Genomic DNA, 19,123 nt, shown 5'->3' with positions numbered 1-19,123 from the left:
CAATCATTTACGGCCGTTAATGGTGCATTTATGGGGCGCTGTACAACTTAACAGTGGCTCGTCAATTTGTACAATATATTCTGTAACATTACCGTTTCATGAACAACACGCAACAAATTGAAAAATAAAGAATTTATAAAATATATCCTGATTTTATTAAAAATCTGTACATTTTTTATGTACAGATTTGGAAATTGTGTATACCTTAAATGTAACGTTACTGATTACAAAATTTTACAGGAGCGAAACATGCAGCAGAAAGGTTACGTCGCAGATTCCGCAGCAGCGATCGCACAGTACTTCGAAAAAGCCGCGCTTCCCACTCAACAGGAAACGCTGGGACAAGTTGTGGTTGAAATCCTGAGCGACGGGCGAAACCTTAATCGCAAATCGCTCTGTACCAAGCTGTTAAGCCGCCTCGAAAAAGCCGATGGCCCTGAAGAGGAAGAGCACTATCACATGCTGCTTGGTCTGCTCTTCGAACGGTAAGGTTATGAATAGCAGTGACGCAGATAAGCTGACTGACCAGTTGATTGGGGAAGCCGTTCTTTCACTGTTGAAAGAGCACGGCCCGATCACCACTGAGGCTCTTGTACAGCGTCTGCGGGATATGAAAGTACATGAAAAGGATCCCCGGCGGCGGGAGACACTGGCGAAGGTGATTGCCGAAATCGGCTCAAACAGCTTGCCATTAAAACGTCGCAGAACCGCGCAAGGACGAATAACAAGAGAGGGACCTCTCAATGATAACCGAGACAATGTAGTGCCGTTATTTGGAAATGGAAAACCGTCCGATCCCAAAAAAATACATTGACTGCAATTTAACAGCTACGGTGAGAACAAATGAGACAAAATATTCAGCTTCAACCCGAATACCATTCTGCTTTTTTAGAAAGCGCGCTGTCGGAGTATTTCCGTCACGCAGGCGATCGTTTTGCTGAAGAGTCCGCTGTTTTTTCTACTGCAGTACGCTGTGTTCTGGCTTCCGAAGGCCATCTGTCAAATAAAGCCATCATTCTGTGGCTCATCCAGACCCTGGAAGCCACCCATGATGTTGTTCAGGCGGATGTTATTCGTAAGACGCTTGAAATCGTCGTGGGTTACACCATGGACGACCTTTAATTCCCAGCCGCTGCTCTCGTGTCATCGTCAAAACTGACGAACATTTGACGATGACACGCCCCCGCCCTCATAACACCCTGTAAAACAAGCACTTTAAATATGGCATGGTTTCTGCTTAATCCCTTTTACGGGACTGGGCTTACCAGTCATTTTGCTTCATTTCTTAACAGGTCTGTTATTGATGAAAAAAATCGCCAGCGTCTGCCCTTACTGTGGTGCAGGCTGCAAATTAAACCTTGTTGTTGAAAATAACCGTATCCTCCGCGCCGAAGCGGCAGAGGGGGTCACAAACCAGGGGACCTTGTGCCTGAAAGGATTTTACGGCTGGGACTTCCTCAACGACACCCGTCTGCTCACTCCCCGCCTGACCCAACCGATGATCCGTTATCGTAAGGGAGAGGCATTCACCCCCGTGACCTGGGAAGAGGCTATCCGCTACACCGCCCACAAGCTCAGCAGTATCAAAGCGCAATTCGGTCCGCGCGCGATCATGACCACCGGTTCATCACGCGGCACCGGTAATGAAACCAACTACGTGATGCAAAAATTTGCCCGTGCGGTGTTGAACACGAACAACGTAGACTGCTGCGCGCGCGTTTGTCACGGCCCTTCCGTGGCCGGTTTACAGGAGACGCTTGGCAACGGCGCAATGAGTAATTCAATCAACGATATTGAAAACTCAAAATGTCTGCTGGTATTTGGCTACAACTGCGCAGACTCCCACCCTATCGTCGCCCGTCGCGTGCTGAAAGCCCGGGAAAACGGTGCAAAAATCATCGTCTGCGATCCGCGCCGCATCGAAACGGCGCGCATTGCCGACCAGCATCTGCAGTTGAAAAACGGCAGTAACATGGCGCTGGTCAACGCTTTTGGCTATGTGCTGCTGGAAGAGGAGCTGTACGACAAAAACTACGTCGCACGCTTTACTGAAGGGCTTGAAGCCTATCGGCAGACGGTCAAAGAGTATGCCCCAGAGCGGGTTGAACACCTCACCGGCATTTCCGCCAGTGACGTTCGTCAGGCAATGCGTACGTTCGCGGCGGCCCCTTCCGCCACCGTGATGTGGGGAATGGGCGTGACCCAGTTTGGTCAGGCTGTGGATGTGGTTAAAGGACTTTCCAGCCTGGCGTTGCTGACCGGCAACCTCGGTCGTCCTGCCGTCGGCGTCGGTCCCGTGCGTGGACAAAACAATGTTCAGGGTGCCTGTGACATGGGCGTGCTGCCGAATATGTTCCCCGGCTATCAGGATGTGACCGATCCCGCCGTCAGACAAAAGTTCGCCGATGCCTGGGGAATTGACGTCAACAAGATGGACGATCGCGTCGGGACGCGCATTACCGAAGTGCCTCACCTGGCGCTGGAAGGCAAGGTCAAAGCCTATTACATCATGGGGGAAGATCCGCTCCAGACGGAAGCCGATCTCGGCCTGGTCCGCAGCGGTTTTGACGCTCTCGATTTTGTCGTGGTTCAGGACATCTTTATGACCAAAACGGCGGAAGTGGCTGACGTGCTGCTCCCTGCCACCTCCTGGGGGGAACACGGCGGCGTCTTTACCTGTGCCGACCGGGGGTTCCAGCGTTTTGGCCAGGCCATTCAGGCCAGCGGCAACGTTAAGCGTGACTGGGAGATCATCAGCCTGCTCGCCACCGAAATGGGCTATCCGATGCACTACGACGATAACCAGCAGATCTGGGACGAGATGCGCGCGTTGTGCCCTCTTTTCTATGGCGTGACCTATGAAAAAATGGGCGAAATGGGCCACGTGCAGTGGCCGTGCCCGACGCTGGATCATCCGGGAACGCCATACCTGTACAAAGACAATCAGTTCGACACCCCAACCGGCAAGGGGCAGCTCTTTGCTGCACCGTGGCGCGCACCGGCAGAAACCCCTGATGATGACTACCCTCTTGTGCTCTGCACGGTGCGTGAAGTGGGACATTATTCGTGCCGATCAATGACCGGGAACTGCGCCGCGCTGCAAATCCTGGCCGACGAACCTGGCCGGGTACAGATGCATCCAGCCGATGCGGATAAGCTGGGCATCCGTGACGGCCAGCTGGTGTGGGTTCGTTCACGCAGGGGCAAGGTCATCACCCGCGCCAGCATCAGTGAGCGTATCAACGCCGGTGCGGTCTATATGACCTACCAGTGGTGGATTGGCGCCTGCAACGAGTTAACGCAGGACAACCTTGACCCTGTCTCTAAAACGCCGGAAACCAAGTACTGCGCGGTAATGCTGGAAGCCATTGAGGACCAGCGCTGGGCGGAGGATTTTGCGGCGTCGTCTTACCAGACGATGAAAACGCGGTTGATCAATGCCGTGAACGTGTAAGGAAAAAAGGCTTAACGGTTTTGTAATTCGCAGAATCAGGGGCGCGATAATGAATGACACTATTGCGCCCCTGGTATGTTATTGGGAATACTGGTTAACCATGATGGTGAGTCAGATAGTCTCGCAACCGGTTTGCAGGGGTATTCTTCTCCACCATCCTGTGAATCAAAGCCACCAGCTCAAAATCACTGCGCAGGTTGAATTTTTGCATCAGCAAATATTTATGGGTAAAAATAGTTTTATCACTTGTTTTAAGCTTATTCGCGATCTGCCCTACCGATAATCCTCTGTAAAAATTCACCATAACGCGAATTTGCTGTGGCGATAATATTTTATGCTGGCATTCGCTGCAGCTTCTCTTCCTCCAGTGAAAGCTTGAGAGCTGTGTGCGGTACCATGCGATAAACAGCGCCTCGGTGATCCTGTCCAGCGAAGCGCGGCGCGAGATAAAAATCATATCCTGAAAACAGGACGGATATGTCGAGAAACGATGTTCATCATCCACCAGCCCAACCACAATTCCTTTTTTCCGCGCCTGTAATTCGGGATAACAGGTCAGGGTTTCCCCCTGACATAAAGAGAGAAAAATAATATCAGCAGCACTGACATTTTCATGAGAAAGTTCGCCGTCAAAGTGAAGCAGATGTTTGAAATTATGAAAGAAGAAATCCTCAAGAAAACACTGCAATCCCGCTCTGAAAAATGCGTCGGTCTCTTTAATCACAATATTCAGCATATCAGTTGTACTGCATCGTCATGACCACGACGGCACTGATGCTCCCCGGCGTCGCACCGCCGGTGAAGGATCTGACCGATGCCAGCATGGCTATCGTTGCCGTTCTGTCTGCTGAAACAGGTTGAGTGAGGCTTGCACCCGTTCCTTTCAGCACACCTGTCGCGGCCTCACTCATCGCAATCGCAACGTGCGTGGCTGAACCGCTGTTCATGTAATAATCCGCTCCCGCATCCGGATCGGGAGTGCCGGTAAAGGAGACCGTCACGCTGCGCGTCCCCGTCGGGCACTGGGTAAATAAGAGGTTAAAGGGCACAGGATCGGATGAAGATCCCGGCGTAGCCATATTTGATGCCTGTATATTGCCAAGATTAATATTCAGACTGGCATTCCCTCCATTAAATATACACGGAGCGGCAATAATATTGCCGGTAACGCTGACATTAACGCTGTCCGCCGCAAAGATATTGCTGCTTATTACTGTGGCGGCGAGCGCGGCCGTGCGCAAAATATTCATCGCTTTATCCATCACTGATACGTCAAATTTAAGGTCGCAGAGGCATTGGCCGTGCCGGGCTCAACCGTCGTTTTTGTCTGGTAATAACGCGCCGTTAACGGAAATGTCTGCTGACCGCCCGCGGCAACGGTTAACGGCAGGCGCGTATTTAACGCCAGCGGCGTGCCGTTATAGAGCAACTGAACGCCAACCCCTTTCGCCGTGCCGGTATTCCCTTGCCCCGTAAGTGCCAGCACGCTCGTCGTCGCAACGTCCGGGTTCTGAATACCGCTGATCGAAACATTCACGTTGGCGCCAGGATCGCAGTTAAGTCCAAGATTTTGCGTATTCCGGGCGCCCGCCGGTGTGGTGCCCACCGTCGAGCCAAACGTCGCCGCAGAAATATCGCCGATAGGGAACGTCAGCTGCGGGGTGGTGATGCTGCAGGCCAGCACGTTAACCGTTCCCCCCAGCAGCGTGGTCGTCAGAGCATCACGGTAAATGCCATCGCTCCCCTGCAGCATCACCACGCCCAGTACTCCCGGCGTGAGTGAACCTGACGCGACCGGTCCGGTCACGATAAGTTCTATTTTACCGCCCCACCATTCGACATAGCTGGCCTGCGCGGTATAGGAAAAGGTATTGGTCGGATTTTCAAAATATCCCCCAGATGAAAAACGAATACCAATTCCACTCACGTTTGTGTCATAGACGTGATTTCCGAAAGCGCTCTGGGTTGCATTCAGATATCGCATGCTAAATCCCAGCATTACCGGACTCGTGCATCCCGTTAAATAGGCGCTGGTGATTGACGCATTACGCGAAAATAAAACGGTACCAACGGCCACATCGCGCTGCACCGTAATGGTGCCGATGGACAACGTAGATTCCTGGGGCGTAATCGTCGTGCAGGTGCCTGCATGGGCACTGCTCCAGCCTGCTGCGATACACAGCAGAAATATCATCGTAATTAAGCGCATTTTAAAAAACCCTAAAGACAATTGACGTTGAGTTCGGTAATTCCGCCTGCCGATGATGGTGGAGGGAGGACGAACGGTGCGCGGCATTGCCGGTCGCTTTCCGTCCCCCAGGTAACAACGACCGTTCCCCGTGCATCCAGACCGGTGAGATAGACCTGTCCTTTATCGCCAACAATAACGCTGCTGTTATCCACACCGTTCAGGCTCGCCATTGCCCCGAAGGGAACAAATTGGCCGTTATGCGTTAAATTAAACAACACCCGGCGCCCCACCTTCGCCTGATAATCAGCCACCACGATCGCGCCACGCGTCGGGGTCACTGTGCGGGTATTAATCTCCAGCTCAACATCATCCGGCATACTTTCCGGAGCAAGGGCGATCTCATTTTTACGGTAAACGGAGAGATTACTGACCACCGTATAGCCCCGGTAATCCGTTTTGACCCCCGCCTGATTACGGATATCAACATCGTGCGCACCCGGGGCGCTAACCAGCACATTGGTCTCACCGAGAGGCTGTAAGAAGGTGATCCCTTCCCGGTGAGCGAGAACGCCTCCCTGCAGGCCATAGTTAAGGCGCTCGCTGTTTTTGTCATAGCTGTAGCCCGCCGTCAGTTCAGCGTAGGTTCCTTTATAATCACCATTCAGGTTGCCCGTGTAGCCCACGCCATCCGACCCGTACCCCTGCTGCACGTTCCAGTTCAGCGCATGGTTTTCCAGCGCCACCCCGTTCAGACCGATGTTGTGTGTGATACCGTTATGCTGACTGGCGCTCACGCCATAGTTAGCCCAGGTTTGCGGCAAAAATTTCTCAAGGGGAATACTGACGTTGAAAGCCAGGAGCCGATCGCTGTCGTATCGTTTATTACCATCATAAGAACCCGCACTGCCGTTTTTACTGTAAGTCCAGGTCAGTCCGTAACTGATGTTGTGCCAGTAGTTGTTGTAACCCAGGCTGTATGACGCCATCGTTTTACCCGAATTCCAGTAGTCTTCACGAGCCGCGCTCAGGGTCAGCGAACCCAGATTGTTGCCCAACGTCTGGCTCATCGTCAGTTCGGCCCGGTTGCGACGCCGGTCCTGAAGCGCAGTGCTGTCACCCCAGGAATCGAGGATCTCCTGCATGCCGTAGTAACCGCGGGTCGAGTAGCGGTAGCCCGCAATCGAAAACTGGGTTCCGGTCCCCACAAAGTTCTTGCTGTAACGCGCGCGCCAGGATTGCCCGTTGGATTTTTTGCCGTCCTGCGGGGTGGACCAGGCCTGGGTCACGTCCGCAGAAATCGCACCCAAATCGCCCATGTTTTTCCCGAGCCCGGCTGCGACAGACTGGTATTTGCTCGACGCCTGCAACCCACCGTAGAGCGTGACGCCCCGCGAAAGACCATAGATCCCGGTGATTTGCCCAAACGGCGTCTTATCAACGTTATGGTTATAAGAGCGGTACTGGCCCCCGGTCAGCGCATATTTCAGGCGCCCCTCGCGTTGTAATACCGGCAAAGAGGCATACGGTAGAGTGAAATGTTGCTCACTGCCGTCAGCTTCCTTAATGGTGACATCCAGATCGCCCGCGCCGCCCGTGGGGTACATATCCGTAATTTCAAATGCACCAGGCGCAACATAGGTCTGATAAATCTGATAGCTATTTTGCCGCACCACCACCTGGGCATTGGTCCGCGCGATACCGCGAACTACGGGTGCATAGCCTTTCAGCGAATCAGGCAGCATGTCGTCGTCGGAAGCCAGTTGTCCGCCGCGAAACGGCATACTGTCGAACACGTCTGCGGGCGCGGCGCTATCGCCCAGGGTGAGCTGTGCGTTGAGCGGGATAATGGCCCGCTGTGCGTAGGTGTAGACGGTATCCCACGTGTCCTGGCCCGTCTCATCCCGCGACCAGGTGGTGTAGTTGCGCAGCCGCCACGGCCCAACGTTAATGCCCGGGCGTAAGTTGGCATATTGACTGTTACTGTTCTTAATGCCGGCCTGTTTTGCCCGGCTGTTCGCCCCGCTCAGGCTGTAGTTGAGCATCGCGGCGGTGATCCCTTCATCCCATTGTTCCGGGGAAACATACCCTCGTGCAGGCAGATCGATCGCGGCCTGAGGAATACTGATGACCAGCCGCTGCGCGCCGAACTGAAAATCGGTACTGGCATGCGGGATTGCCTGCAGGTTGACACAGGATGTCGTTTCGCTCGTCAGGCCGGGGAACAGTGCGGTTTTGACGCCCCAGCTTTTTAGCTGTGCAATACTCAGGCAAGGCAGCAGGCTGTCATTTCCCTTCTCATCGTTTACTGCAATAAAATCAATATCGCCCGTCTCAATAAGCTGGTCGTCAAGAATGATATCAACATGGTATTTCCCTGGTGCCTGCGAACCGGATTCAAACGCAGATAAATCGGCTTTTGCCATCCCGGGATTATCCAGCTCCACCAGCTCGGCGTTAAAGGTTTCCCGGGCATGCGCCACAGATACAGCATGCGTCAGCGCGAAGGTGATATAAACAGCCAGACGCGCGGGTTGCATTTTTATATTTTTCGTTGCCATCATCATAAACCTGACCCACTAATGAGAGCGCCCGTTTTTCAACTATTAAAAACTGGCCTGGTGTCTTATTCCCGGGCTGCCATAATCGTTAATCACGCTGAACTGGATCTGATTGCCAGAAATGCCGGGCGGTAAGCTAAATGCAGCCACTGCGCCCGGCGCCACCCATGAGGCCTCCTCCAGTTTTTTACCCCCGACGTTTATGTCATTAAAGTTAATGACATAGGGTGTAGGATTAGAGACCTGGATTTTATTTCCGCTGCGGGACCAGGTTAATTTATTTACCTGTTCCTCCGGCGTTGACGCCTTCAGCTTTTCCGGACGATAAATAAGCTTGATGCGTGTCTTCACGGCAATCTGCAATGAATTAACCTGTTTCGTGGCTGACGGTATCGCTTTAATGTTCAGCCAGAACAGACTTTCCTTATCTTGCGGCAACGAGCCGGTGATCAAAATACGTTCAATATTCTGCTGACCACCGTTAAGCCTGTAGAGCGGTGGGGTGATGATAAAAGGCGCTTTATTAGCATTACCTTCTGGCATCTCAATCCAGGACTGGATTAAGTAAGGGGCTTCATCCGCATTATTGATGCTGATGGAGGCCTCTTTTTTTCCACCATCAAAAATAACGCGGGTACCGCCAATAATAACCCCGGCAGAAGCCTGTGACAGCGACGCCATAATAACAGCCGCGCTCAGCAGGGCTTTGCTAATAACATTCATTTTGAACCTCTTGATACAAGGGGGCAATGACTGCCCCCAGACAACACCTTGCGGAGCGGACTTTTTGCTGCTGAGTAATTAGTTATAAACAACAGAGAAGTTAGCGACGGAGTTTGCAGGACCGGATGTTACCGCTGCCGCCGTTGAAATATACTGCGCATAGAAATCCAACGTATTGTCAGCACTGCTGCTTAACGAATAGTTGTAGCTATTGCTGCTATGCAGCGGCAGGTCGGCTTTATCAGCAGTCATCAAATTGATGGCAACCCCGGTTGCGGCACCGGCGACGGACGTATCAATCGCCAGCAGATCCGTATTGGTCATATCGGGCGTGCCGTCAAAACGGACTTTGGCACTGGTCACGGTTACCGGGCAATTCTTCAGAATAATATTGAATTTCGTTGCCGCCGTTCTTGAACCGGTGGTTGGAAATTCTGTTTTATAATAATCACCTAATACCACCACCTGGTTTTGAGAGGCCACCGCAACATCGCAGGCTGAATCCAGGATGTTGCCATTAAAGTTTACGGTGCCCGCAGCCGCAAAGGCATTGCCCATCATTAAGGCGGAACCTGCCGCTACCATTGCTAAAATAATATTCTTTTTCATAATCATCATGTTCCTGTTTACTGGATAACTTTATTTATTATTGAAATTCACGTAGCAGAAAGCCGATAAAAGAACCAGTTAACATTCTTTTATTTCCCAATCGATGACATAAGGTCTTTCTGACTGACTGGATAAAATTTATATAATCATTTTCCTGAAAACAACTTTTTGATGGTCTAGCTGTAGACTGTAATTTAACGAAAAAACAACATTTATCACAGCAGAAAATTATCGAATAGTGAGCGAGTCTAATTGTAGACCCGACACACTTTCTCCTGTGATTCAGAACGTTAGACTCCTGATATCCCCCGGTCTACTTTTAGACCTGCGGGGAATATTCCCTGAGTTCTTCATTTTTAAGATAATTCCCTTCGCAGATCAAAAATTGATCATACAAAGCGTCGCTGTGAGGTATCTTATGAATACGCGTTTAACCACCCAACTGAATAATCACCAGTCCTCAGTTCTGGATTTAAAACCGTTCGCCCATATAGACACGCTGATTAAACATGTTTTGCCTGTGGCCAACAGAATGATCATCGGCCGTGGCGAAACGGTACATTATTATAAAGATGATATTCGGCAATGCTTTTTGCTTCTCCAGGGGAGCGTGGCGCTTCACCGGCGCGGCGACGGCATTGTTTTAAACTCTGAATCTACCCCTTTTATTCTCGGTGTCAGCAGTCAGTTTTCCTCTGAGCACCTGTATGTCCGGGCGCTGGAGACCGCAGAGATCGCCCGCGTGCCGCTGGAGAGCTTCAATCAAATTGTGTCGCAACATAATTTATGGGAGCACTTTTCTAAGCTGCTTATTTATACCGCCTCGCGGGTCTACGAACATTGCGCGCAAATATCGCAAATGTCGGCCTACGATATTATCCGCTTCCAGCTTGTAGAACTGATGCAGGAACCCGACGCAATCCGGTTAAATACGACGGCGGCAGCCTACATCAAAAGCCGGACCTATCTTTCGCGCAGCGGAATTATGCGTATCCTCTCGGAACTGCGCACCGGGAAGTACATCACCATGGAGCGTGGCGTGTTGCTCGACATTCATCATCTGCCACGAAAATATTGACCGCCGCCGTGCCGCCAGAGACGATAGACGCTATACTTAGCCAGGTTTATTTAAAGGTTAGCAGCGACCATGTCCCTTCCAGAAAAGCCTCAACGTGGCTCACCCTACGCGCAAGAGCTTATTTCTCACTTACTGCCTGACTGTACGACACGACAAACCGCTCGCGGCGAGCGACTTGACCTTCAGATCGATGGTCAGGGAATATGCTATTTAATTCTTGAGGGGACGGTCGCTATCTACAGAAGAAGCGACGATATGATGCTCTCCACGGCCCGCAGCCCCGCCCTCTTCGGCCTTGCTAATCTGACCGACATTTATTTTAATGACTACCTCAAGACCGTAAGCCCTTGCCTCATAGGCACGCTCACCGCCGAGCGGGTTAATGACATCATCAAAGAAAAGGCCTTGTGGGGGCTGCTTTCAAAACAGCTCATGTTTGTTTATAGCCGTCTTTATAACAACGTGATGCCTCAGGGGGCACCGACGGCGTATGAGATGATTCGCCAGCAGCTCATAAAGCTGATGGAGGAAGATGAGAGCTATCGCGGCAGCGTGACGGCGGAAAGGTATATCAGGGAGAAAACCCAGCTCTCCCGAAGCGGGGTCATGCGCATTCTGGCCGATTTAAAAACCGGCGGGTTTATCGAAATGGAAGAAGGTCGTCTCCTTAAAATCAACAAACTTCCTGCCAGATACTGAATGTCAGGCACAAAAAAGGCCGCAATTGCGGCCTTTTCAACAACACTCACTCAATGGACGTGAACGCCCAACCGCCAGGCAAAGTAGATCTCTTCTTTCAGTTCATTTGAAGAGAGCGCCAGCAAATCTGTAAATTCCAGCTCAAGCTGTTTCAGCTTTTTCAGGTACTGCGCCGGAGACAGGTTGCTCTTATCGCGACGTAAATATTCAATTGCCAGCTGTGTTGGGGTTATTTCAGTATCCATGATGTCCTCGCTTATGTACAAATCCTGGCCAGTATATCACAACCTGCTGGCTAGTTTTTGACCAAAGGCAATTCATCTGAAAACTTTACACGACCGCCGTCGTCAGACGCGACGAGCAGCAGAGGCGATCCTGCTCATCGAGGATATCAATCTGCCACACCTGGTGACGGCTGCCGGCATGGAGCGCGCGGCAAATACCCCGTACGCGTCCGCTGCGCACTGAGCGAATGTGGTTGGCATTCACCTCAAGCCCGACCACCTTCTGCTCACCTTCGGTGCAGAGATACCCTGCAACCGAGCCCAGCGTTTCGGCCAGCACCACGGACGCACCGCCGTGCAATAAACCAAACGGCTGATGAGTCCGATGATCGACAGGCATTGTGGCCTCAATATCATCGTCGCCAATGCGGATAAACTGGATATCCAGCAGCCCCACCATATTCCCCTCGCCCATGGCATTCAGCGCCTGCAGCGTGACGGCACGTTTCCAGATCATCCAATTATCTCCAGTAAAGCCTGTAATGGGTGGCGTACGCCGTTACCTTCTACCCGTTTCACCTGGCTGCGGCAGGAGTAGCCCGTCGCCAGGCAGCGGTTTCGCGGCAAACGCTGCATGGCCTGGTGCCAGGACAGCTCATAGATGCCGAGCGAGTTGGCGTGGTTTTTCACTTCATGACCGTAAGTACCGGCCATCCCACAGCAGCCCACGTTAACGCTCTCCAGCTTCGCCCCGAACCGGGCAAAAATGGATGCCCACTGCGCCGGAGCGCCGGGCAGCGCTGTCACTTCCGTGCAGTGGCCGAACAGATACCATGGTTCACCGCTGACATCCTGAACAGCGCGCGCTTCCAGGGCTGACGGCAGCCACTCATGCACCAGCATGACGTGGAATTCGCCGCGCTTATCACCCAACGTCTGTTTATATTCATCGCGATAGCAAAGCACCAGCGCCGGATCGACGCCGACCATGGGTATACCCAGTTGCGCCACGCGGTTTAAGAAGTCAGCGGTTTTCCGCGCGGTCTTCGCAAAACGCGTCAGGAAGCCTTTAATGTGCTGCGCCTTGCCGTTGGGCGAGAACGGCAGAACCACGGGCTGATACCCCAGTTTTTCGGTCAGGCGGATGAAGTCCGCGACCACCTGGGCGTCGTAGTAGCTGGTGAACGGATCCTGCACCACCAGCACGACATTCGCTTTTTGCTCGGGGGTGAGCGCCTCAAGCTGTTCCAGGGTCATGTTTGCCGAGCGATGCCCGACAAGCTGGCGCTGCAGAGACGGCACCGACAGCAGCGGCAGATCGACCATACCGATATGCTTTTCGGAGAGCTTACGCACCAGCGGCTGGTTGATAAAGAAGTTAAAGGTCTTAGGCGCGCGCGCCATCAGCGGTGCGTAACTTTCCACGGTTGCCACAAGATGGTCTCGCACCGGGCGCAGATAGCGCGTGTGGTAGAGTTGCAGGAAGCGCGAGCGGAACTCCGGCACATCGATCTTAATCGGGCATTGCGTCGAGCAGGCTTTACAGGCCAGACAGCCGGACATCGCCTCTTTCACCTCATGGGAGAAATCATACTCGCCCTTACTGGCATGCCAGCTATTGCGGGTGCGCTCAATCAGCGAGCGCAGGCTGGCCCGTTTTTCCGGTATCTGCTGCTCCAGCCTGAGCGGATCAACGCCGCGATCGGCCAGCAGGCGCAGCCATTCGCGCACCAGGGTCGCCCGCCCTTTCGGAGAATGGATACGGTTGCTGGTGATTTTCATCGACGGGCACATCGGGCTTTTCACATCGAAGTTAAAGCACAGGCCATTGCCGTTACACTCCAACGCGCCGCGCCAGGAGGCACGTACCGCAATTGGGATCTGCCTGTCGTAAGTCCCGCGTTTTACGGCATCCACCTGCAGCATTGGCGCATCCACGCCTTCAGGCGGGCAGATCTTTCCGGGATTGAGGCGGTTATGCGGGTCGAAGGCCGCTTTGACCTTGCGTAATTCCGCATAGAGCTGTTCCCCGAAGAAGGCCGGGCTGTATTCCGCGCGGAACCCTTTCCCGTGCTCCCCCCACAGCAGACCGCCATATTTGGCAGTCAAGGCCACCACATCGTCAGAGATCTGCTTCATCAGGATCTCCTGCTGCGGGTCGCACATGTCCAGCGCCGGGCGCACGTGCAGCACCCCGGCATCGACGTGGCCGAACATGCCGTAGCTCAGGCCGTGGCTGTCCAGCAACGCGCGAAACTCAACGATATAATCCGCCAGATGCTCAGGCGGCACGCAGGTGTCTTCGGCAAACGGAATCGGCTTCGCTGCGCCTTTTGCATTACCGAGCAGGCCCACGGCTTTTTTACGCATCGCATAGATACGCTCAATACCGGCCAGATCGTTACAGAGCTGCCAGCCAATCACGCCGCCTTCACCCTGCGCAATAAGATCATCCAGACGCTGGCAGAGCGTCGTCACCTGGCTCTCAATCAATTCCGCGTCATCGCCAGCAAACTCCACGATATTGAGACCCAGCATCTCTTTATCCGGCACGTCGGTAATCAGCTCCCGCACGGAGTGCCAGACAATGTCCTCCCGCGCCAGATTCAGCACTTTAGAGTCGACGGTTTCTACCGACAGCGCCTGCGCCTCAACCATAAACGGTGCATTACGCAGCGCGGAGTCGAAGGAGTCATATTTGACGTTCACCAGGCGACGCACCTTCGGTAAACGGGTGATATCCAGCCGCGCCTCGGTGATAAACGCCAGCGTGCCTTCAGAGCCGGTCAACACCCGGGTTAAATCGAACTGCGTCAGATCGTCGTTAAAGACGTGACGCAAGTCGTAGCCCGTTAAGAAGCGGTTCAGTTTGGGGAATTTATCGAGGATCAGCTGGCGGTTGTCACGACAGCGCTCCAGCACCGTGCGATAAACACGCCCGATGGTGGTGTTGTCTTTACCCAGCGTTTCCGCCAGTTCGACCGGCATCGGCTGGGTATCAAGAATATCGCCACCCAGCAGAACCGCACGCACGCCCAGCACGTGATCGGAGGTTTTTCCGTAGACCAGCGACCCCTGACCGGACGCATCGGTATTGATCATGCCCCCAAGGGTCGCACGGTTACTGGTGGAGAGTTCCGGCGCGAAGAAGTAACCGTAAGGCTTGAGATACTGATTTAGCTGATCTTTGATGACGCCCGCTTCAACCCGCACCCATCCCTCTTCAGGATTGATCTCAATGATGCGGTTCATATAGCGCGACATGTCAATAATAATGCCCTGGTTCAGCGCCTGACCATTGGTCCCGGTGCCGCCGCCACGCGGCGTAAAGACCAGAGAGGCGAACCGCTCTTGCGTGGCCAGCCGGGCAATCAGCGCCACGTCGGCGGTTGAACGAGGGAAAACGACGGCATCGGGAAGAAGCTGGTAGATACTGTTATCGGTGGCCATCGTCAGCCTGTCGGCATAGTTCGTGGCGGTATCACCTGTAAAACCCTGTTGCTCCAGTGCCTGCAAAAAATTAAGCACCAGTTGAACGACGCCAGGTGCCTGAGAAATCTGTGGGATCATTACTGTCGACCCTAATTAGAGTAATGTGAAATCGTTTGCGTTGTGTCTGGAAAGTTTTATCACATTTTTTTCTTATGTGCTTCGTAGAATTACGGGCAAAATCCGCCTGTCAAAAACCGCTGAGATCATTAATGATTAGAGAGACGCGGTTTTCCGTTCCCGCCAGCCATACTGGCGTTCTTTTAAGGAAAGTTTTATTTATGGTCAATGTTCGCCAGCCCAGGGATGTTGCGCAAATTTTGCTGTCGGTGCTGTTCCTGGCCCTCATGATTATTGCCTGCTTGTGGATCGTTCAACCCTTTATTCTCGGCTTCGCCTGGGCCGGAACCGTTGTGGTGGCTACCTGGCCTTTGCTGCTGCGTTTGCAGAAACTGCTGTTCGGCCGTCGCGGTCTCGCCGTACTGGTGATGACGCTACTGTTGTTCCTGCTGTTTATTATTCCGATTGCCTTGCTGGTTAATAGCCTGGTGGACTCCAGTGGTCCGGTGATTCGTGCCGTTACCAGTGGCGATTTGACGCTGCCGGATCTCGCCTGGCTGAACAGCATCCCTGTTGTGGGTGCCAAACTCTATAGCGGCTGGCACAGCCTGCTGGAGATGGGCGGCAGCGCGCTGATGGCGAAAGTGCGTCCGTATATTGGCACCACCACCACCTGGTTTGTGGGTCAGGCGGCCCATATTGGTCGCTTTATGATGCACTGTACCCTGATGCTGCTGTTCAGCGCCCTGCTCTACTGGCGCGGCGAGCAGGTGGCGTTAGGCGTTCGTCACTTTGCCACCCGACTGGCGGGCAAACGCGGCGATGCCGCCGTGCTGCTGGCGGCACAGGCCGTGCGCGCCGTGGCGCTTGGCGTGGTGGTAACGGCCCTGGTGCAGGCGGTGCTGGGCGGTATCGGCCTGGCGATTTCCGGTGTCCCGTACGCGACCGTCTTTACCGTTGTCATGCTGATGACCTGTCTTGCGCAACTTGGCCCCTTACTGGTGCTGGTTCCCAGCATTATCTGGCTTTACTGGACAGGTGACACCACGTGGGGAACGGTTCTGCTGGTGTGGAGCTGCGTGGTCGGCACCATGGATAACGTGATTCGTCCCATCCTCATCCGCATGGGCGCAGACCTGCCGCTGATTCTGATCCTCTCCGGGGTGATCGGTGGGTTGATTGCCTTCGGAATGATTGGCCTGTTTATTGGCCCGGTACTGCTCGCCGTGACCTGGCGTCTGTTCTCCGCCTGGGTGCATGAAATTCCACCGCCGGAAACTGACCCGGACGTGATTCTGGGCGAACTGGAAGAGCTGGAAGAGAAGAACACGCATTAAGTTTTGTTGCCGGGTGGAGCTAACGCTTACCCGGCCTACATCCTTCCCCACAATACTTAAATGCTGCTAAAGTATTTATTCGTTGCACACTGGTCAGACCCGCCCTTTCAACAGTAAGTCTGCTATAAACCTCAAGAAATCTTTACTTCTCTTTAACTATTGAGACGAATCTGATCGACGCTAAAAGCGCACATGCCTACTATTAGCTCACGGTTATAGATCAACACCTTGATTTATAAGCATGGAAATCCCCTGAGTGAAACAACGAATTGCTGTGTGTAGTCTTTGCCCATCTCCCACGATGGGCTTTTTTTTATCCTGACTACGCGCGTGTCACTTCACAGGTACTGAGCATCCGCCATTCAGCAGGTACAACCCGCGTCTCCCCGGTGACGTTGACCGACACGATCTCACGGATGTCCGCCGACGATGCGCCAATCTGCAGTTCAAACTCACCCGGCTCAACAATGCGCTTGCCATCACGACGGGTGAAGTTAAACATCTCCACCGGCAGCGTAAAGGTCAGCGTGGCAGTCTCCCCCGGCGAGAGCGTGACGCGCTGGAAGGCCTTCAGCTCCTGGAGCGGTCGTACCTGCGTGGCGACCTTATCCCTGACGTAAACCTGCACCACTTCGCTGCCGCTGCGTTCGCCGTTATTGGTGACATCCAGACTGATGACCACCTCGCCGTCGACTGGCACGCTCGCTGCCGCTACCTTCGCGGCTCCCCAGCTAAACTGCGTCCAGCCGAGACCGAAACCAAACGGATAACGTGCACCGAAGTGGAACGCGAACGGCGTCCCGCCGCTTTTCAGCTTGTGATTGTAGTAATACGGCATCGCGCCGGCGCTTTTCGGCACGCTCACCACCAGGCGCCCCTGCGGCTCGGCGCGACCGGTTAGCACGTCCGCAATCGCCCAGCCACCTTCCTGCCCTGGCGCCCATGCCATCATCAACGCCGCGACCTTATCCTCCAGCCCCTGCAGGTTGTAGGGACGCCCGCCGGTCATGACAACGATGACCGGTTTTCCGGTTGCCACCAGCGCGTCCAGTAGCTGTTGCTGCACGCCGGGCAGGTTTAGCGAGTCGGTATCGGAGCCTTCCCCTACCGTGCCGCTCTGGAACAGCCCGGCGAGGTCGCCGACGCAGGCCACCACCACATCACTCTGCTGCGCAGCGTTTACCGCCTCGGGGATCAAGGCGGTGCTCTGCGACACCGGTGACTGCTGCATCGGTTTACCGCCGCTGTCGCCAGGGAAGACAGGTGTACCCGCCATGCGTTTTTCGATAATGTGACACCCTTTGGCGTAGCGCACGTTCGCTGCGCCCAGGTAATGTTCCAGCGCCGCGCGCGGAGTCGTCACCTGCGAAGTCTCCTCCACCATATCGCTGATAATCAGGTGAACCGGGAAACTGTAGCCGCTGAGCAGGGCCAGCGGATCGTCTGCGGTCGGGCCCACCAGCGCCACGCGCGGTTTTCCACCGAGGGGCAAAATGCCGTTGTTTTCCAGAAGCGTGACAGATTGCGTCGCCACGTCCCGCGCGACCAGGCGGGTTGCCTCGTTTTGCAGATCGATCCCGTTTTCGTCGGCATACGGGTGTTCAAACAGCCCCAGCCGGAATTTTTCGGTCAGCACACGCCCCACGATTTCATCGACTTTGTCCATGGAAATCAGCCCACGCTCAACGGCCTCTGCGAGGTGTCGTGCGCAGTCATCTTTCGGCAGTTCAACATCAAGCCCGGCGTTAAATGCCAGTGCGGCCGATTCTGCCGCATCGTGGGAAATGCCATGGTGCTGATGCAGCAGGCTGACGCCGCCATAATCCGCGACAATGATGCCGTCGAAACCCCACTGCTCACGCAACACGGTGGTCAACAGGAAGCAGTCACTGTGTCCCGGCTGATTATCAATGTCATGATAGGCGGGCATCACCGAACCGGCATTGGCCAGCTTGACCGCCATTTCAAACGGCAGCAGGAAGGTGTCGTTCAGCTCGCTAAAGCCCAGGTGGACCGGAGCATGGTTGCGCGCCCCTTCGCTGAACGAGTGACCCACGTAATGCTTAAGCGTCGCCAGCAGATCGCGCTTGTCGCTCTGCAACCCTTTGACGTATGCCGTCGCCATCACCCCCACCAGCCACGGATCTTCCCCGAAGGTCTCTTCGGTGCGGCCCCAGCGCACGTCGCGGGAAACGTCCAGTACCGGGGCCAGCCCCTGCTGGCAGCCCACAGAGCGCGCCTCTTTGCCAATCTGCTCTGCTGCACGCTGCACAAGTTCAGGGTTCCAGGTGGAACCGTAATTCAGCGAGGACGGGAACAGCGTTGCGTCTTTGCACAGCAGTCCTACCAGGCACTCCTCGTGGAACAGCGCCGGAATGCCGAGACGGGTCTCTTCCATCATCATACGTTGCAGGCGGTTCGCCGCGCGCACGCCGGTTTTTGCGTCAACAATATGGGTGCCCAGCGGGCGGGTGATCTGCCCGACGCCCAGTTTTAGCCGTTCCCCGAGCGACGCCTGCTCGCTCACACCGGCGAATTCGTCGCTCAGATCGCTTCGCTCGCGGTGGTTACCGTTTTCGTCGAGGATCAGCCAGTAGGCATGCATCTGGGCGAACTTCTCTTCCGGGGTCATACGCGCCAGTAAATCGGCGACGCGCTCGTGCACGGGACGTCCCGCGTCCTTATAGATAGCTGTCATGTT

At 54.3% G+C, this 19,123-nt stretch carries 17 protein-coding genes and 1 other RNA gene; 8 read left to right on the top strand and 10 right to left on the bottom strand.

The features are described 5' to 3' along the window. Window positions 1-249 precede the first annotated feature (249 nt). The 4 genes from ycgZ (at window position 250) to fdhF (ending at window position 3,454) form a co-directional block, all read left to right on the top strand. Entirely contained in the window at window positions 250-489 is a 240-nt protein-coding gene (ycgZ, locus tag AAER43_RS09700; protein ID WP_008500634.1) for a regulatory protein YcgZ, read from the top strand. Between the two features lie 4 nt (window positions 490-493). Beyond that, window positions 494-814, top strand: a complete 321-nt coding sequence (locus AAER43_RS09695; RefSeq protein WP_045282005.1) for a hypothetical protein — start codon at window positions 494-496, stop codon at window positions 812-814. Between the two features lie 29 nt (window positions 815-843). Further along, window positions 844-1,122: a biofilm/acid-resistance regulator YmgB/AriR gene (locus AAER43_RS09690; RefSeq protein ID WP_014883526.1), complete on the top strand. Its 279-nt coding sequence runs from the start codon at window positions 844-846 to the stop codon at window positions 1,120-1,122. Between the two features lie 181 nt (window positions 1,123-1,303). After that, the gene (fdhF, locus tag AAER43_RS09685; RefSeq protein WP_057057777.1) at window positions 1,304-3,454 is read left to right on the top strand and encodes a formate dehydrogenase subunit alpha; all 2,151 of its coding nucleotides are present in this window, start codon (window positions 1,304-1,306) and stop codon (window positions 3,452-3,454) included. Between the two features lie 94 nt (window positions 3,455-3,548). Here fdhF and AAER43_RS09680 read toward each other — a convergent pair whose 3' ends face one another. From AAER43_RS09680 to AAER43_RS09655, 6 genes are all read right to left on the bottom strand, one after another. Next, window positions 3,549-4,190, bottom strand: a complete 642-nt coding sequence (locus tag AAER43_RS09680) for a LuxR C-terminal-related transcriptional regulator (RefSeq protein WP_050861845.1) — start codon at window positions 4,188-4,190, stop codon at window positions 3,549-3,551. A 1-nt stretch (window position 4,191) separates the two neighbouring features. Next, window positions 4,192-4,704: a fimbrial protein gene (locus AAER43_RS09675; protein WP_023332796.1), complete on the bottom strand. Its 513-nt coding sequence runs from the start codon at window positions 4,702-4,704 to the stop codon at window positions 4,192-4,194. Between the two features lie 11 nt (window positions 4,705-4,715). Continuing rightward, the gene (locus AAER43_RS09670) at window positions 4,716-5,663 is read right to left on the bottom strand and encodes a fimbrial protein (RefSeq protein WP_023337168.1); all 948 of its coding nucleotides are present in this window, start codon (window positions 5,661-5,663) and stop codon (window positions 4,716-4,718) included. Window positions 5,664-5,674: 11 nt separating this feature from the next. Further along, the gene (locus tag AAER43_RS09665; RefSeq protein WP_050861846.1) at window positions 5,675-8,203 is read right to left on the bottom strand and encodes a fimbria/pilus outer membrane usher protein; all 2,529 of its coding nucleotides are present in this window, start codon (window positions 8,201-8,203) and stop codon (window positions 5,675-5,677) included. Window positions 8,204-8,248: 45 nt separating this feature from the next. Further along, on the bottom strand, window positions 8,249-8,926 hold the full coding sequence (locus AAER43_RS09660) for a molecular chaperone (protein ID WP_050861847.1): 678 nt from the start codon (window positions 8,924-8,926) through the stop codon (window positions 8,249-8,251). 78 nt (window positions 8,927-9,004) lie between these two features. Next, the gene (locus AAER43_RS09655) at window positions 9,005-9,535 is read right to left on the bottom strand and encodes a fimbrial protein (RefSeq protein WP_032645360.1); all 531 of its coding nucleotides are present in this window, start codon (window positions 9,533-9,535) and stop codon (window positions 9,005-9,007) included. Between the two features lie 418 nt (window positions 9,536-9,953). Here AAER43_RS09655 and AAER43_RS09650 point away from each other — a divergent pair, with 418 nt between their 5' ends. Together AAER43_RS09650 and AAER43_RS09645 are read left to right on the top strand one after the other, a co-directional pair. Next, on the top strand, window positions 9,954-10,613 hold the full coding sequence (locus tag AAER43_RS09650) for a helix-turn-helix domain-containing protein (protein ID WP_014883518.1): 660 nt from the start codon (window positions 9,954-9,956) through the stop codon (window positions 10,611-10,613). 69 nt (window positions 10,614-10,682) lie between these two features. Further along, window positions 10,683-11,312, top strand: a complete 630-nt coding sequence (locus AAER43_RS09645) for a helix-turn-helix domain-containing protein (RefSeq protein WP_050861848.1) — start codon at window positions 10,683-10,685, stop codon at window positions 11,310-11,312. Between the two features lie 50 nt (window positions 11,313-11,362). On the opposite strand, the gene AAER43_RS09640 is transcribed toward AAER43_RS09645, so the two are convergent. The 3 genes from AAER43_RS09640 to AAER43_RS09630 all read right to left on the bottom strand — a co-directional run bounded on the left by AAER43_RS09640 (window position 11,363) and on the right by AAER43_RS09630 (window position 15,106). Further along, window positions 11,363-11,557 (bottom strand): YdiH family protein, encoded by a 195-nt coding sequence (locus tag AAER43_RS09640; protein ID WP_003857766.1) that lies wholly within the window; start codon window positions 11,555-11,557, stop codon window positions 11,363-11,365. Between the two features lie 85 nt (window positions 11,558-11,642). Then, window positions 11,643-12,053: a 1,4-dihydroxy-2-naphthoyl-CoA hydrolase gene (gene menI / locus AAER43_RS09635; protein WP_048996576.1), complete on the bottom strand. Its 411-nt coding sequence runs from the start codon at window positions 12,051-12,053 to the stop codon at window positions 11,643-11,645. After that, a complete protein-coding gene (locus tag AAER43_RS09630; RefSeq protein WP_050861849.1) occupies window positions 12,050-15,106 on the bottom strand; it encodes an FAD-binding and (Fe-S)-binding domain-containing protein in 3,057 nt (1,018 codons plus the stop codon). The genes menI and AAER43_RS09630 overlap by 4 nt, the downstream gene beginning before the upstream one ends. 200 nt (window positions 15,107-15,306) lie before the next feature. Between AAER43_RS09630 and ydiK the strand changes: the two genes are divergently transcribed. After that, window positions 15,307-16,422 (top strand): AI-2E family transporter YdiK, encoded by a 1,116-nt coding sequence (gene ydiK / locus AAER43_RS09625; RefSeq protein WP_014883514.1) that lies wholly within the window; start codon window positions 15,307-15,309, stop codon window positions 16,420-16,422. 209 nt (window positions 16,423-16,631) lie between these two features. Next, an RNA gene (gene rprA, locus AAER43_RS09620) (antisense sRNA RprA) lies at window positions 16,632-16,739 on the top strand. A gap of 5 nt (window positions 16,740-16,744) precedes the next feature. Here rprA and AAER43_RS09615 read toward each other — a convergent pair. Next, entirely contained in the window at window positions 16,745-19,120 is a 2,376-nt protein-coding gene (locus AAER43_RS09615; protein WP_050861850.1) for a glycoside hydrolase family 3 N-terminal domain-containing protein, read from the bottom strand. Window positions 19,121-19,123: the final 3 nt, after the last annotated feature.

The sequence above is a fragment of the Enterobacter sp. FUJ80071 genome (assembly GCF_038739915.1).
In the GTDB taxonomy this organism is placed as follows: domain Bacteria; phylum Pseudomonadota; class Gammaproteobacteria; order Enterobacterales; family Enterobacteriaceae; genus Enterobacter; species Enterobacter kobei.
The sequence above is the reverse complement of the archived record's forward strand: the minus strand, read 5'-3'. Positions and strand labels throughout refer to the sequence as shown.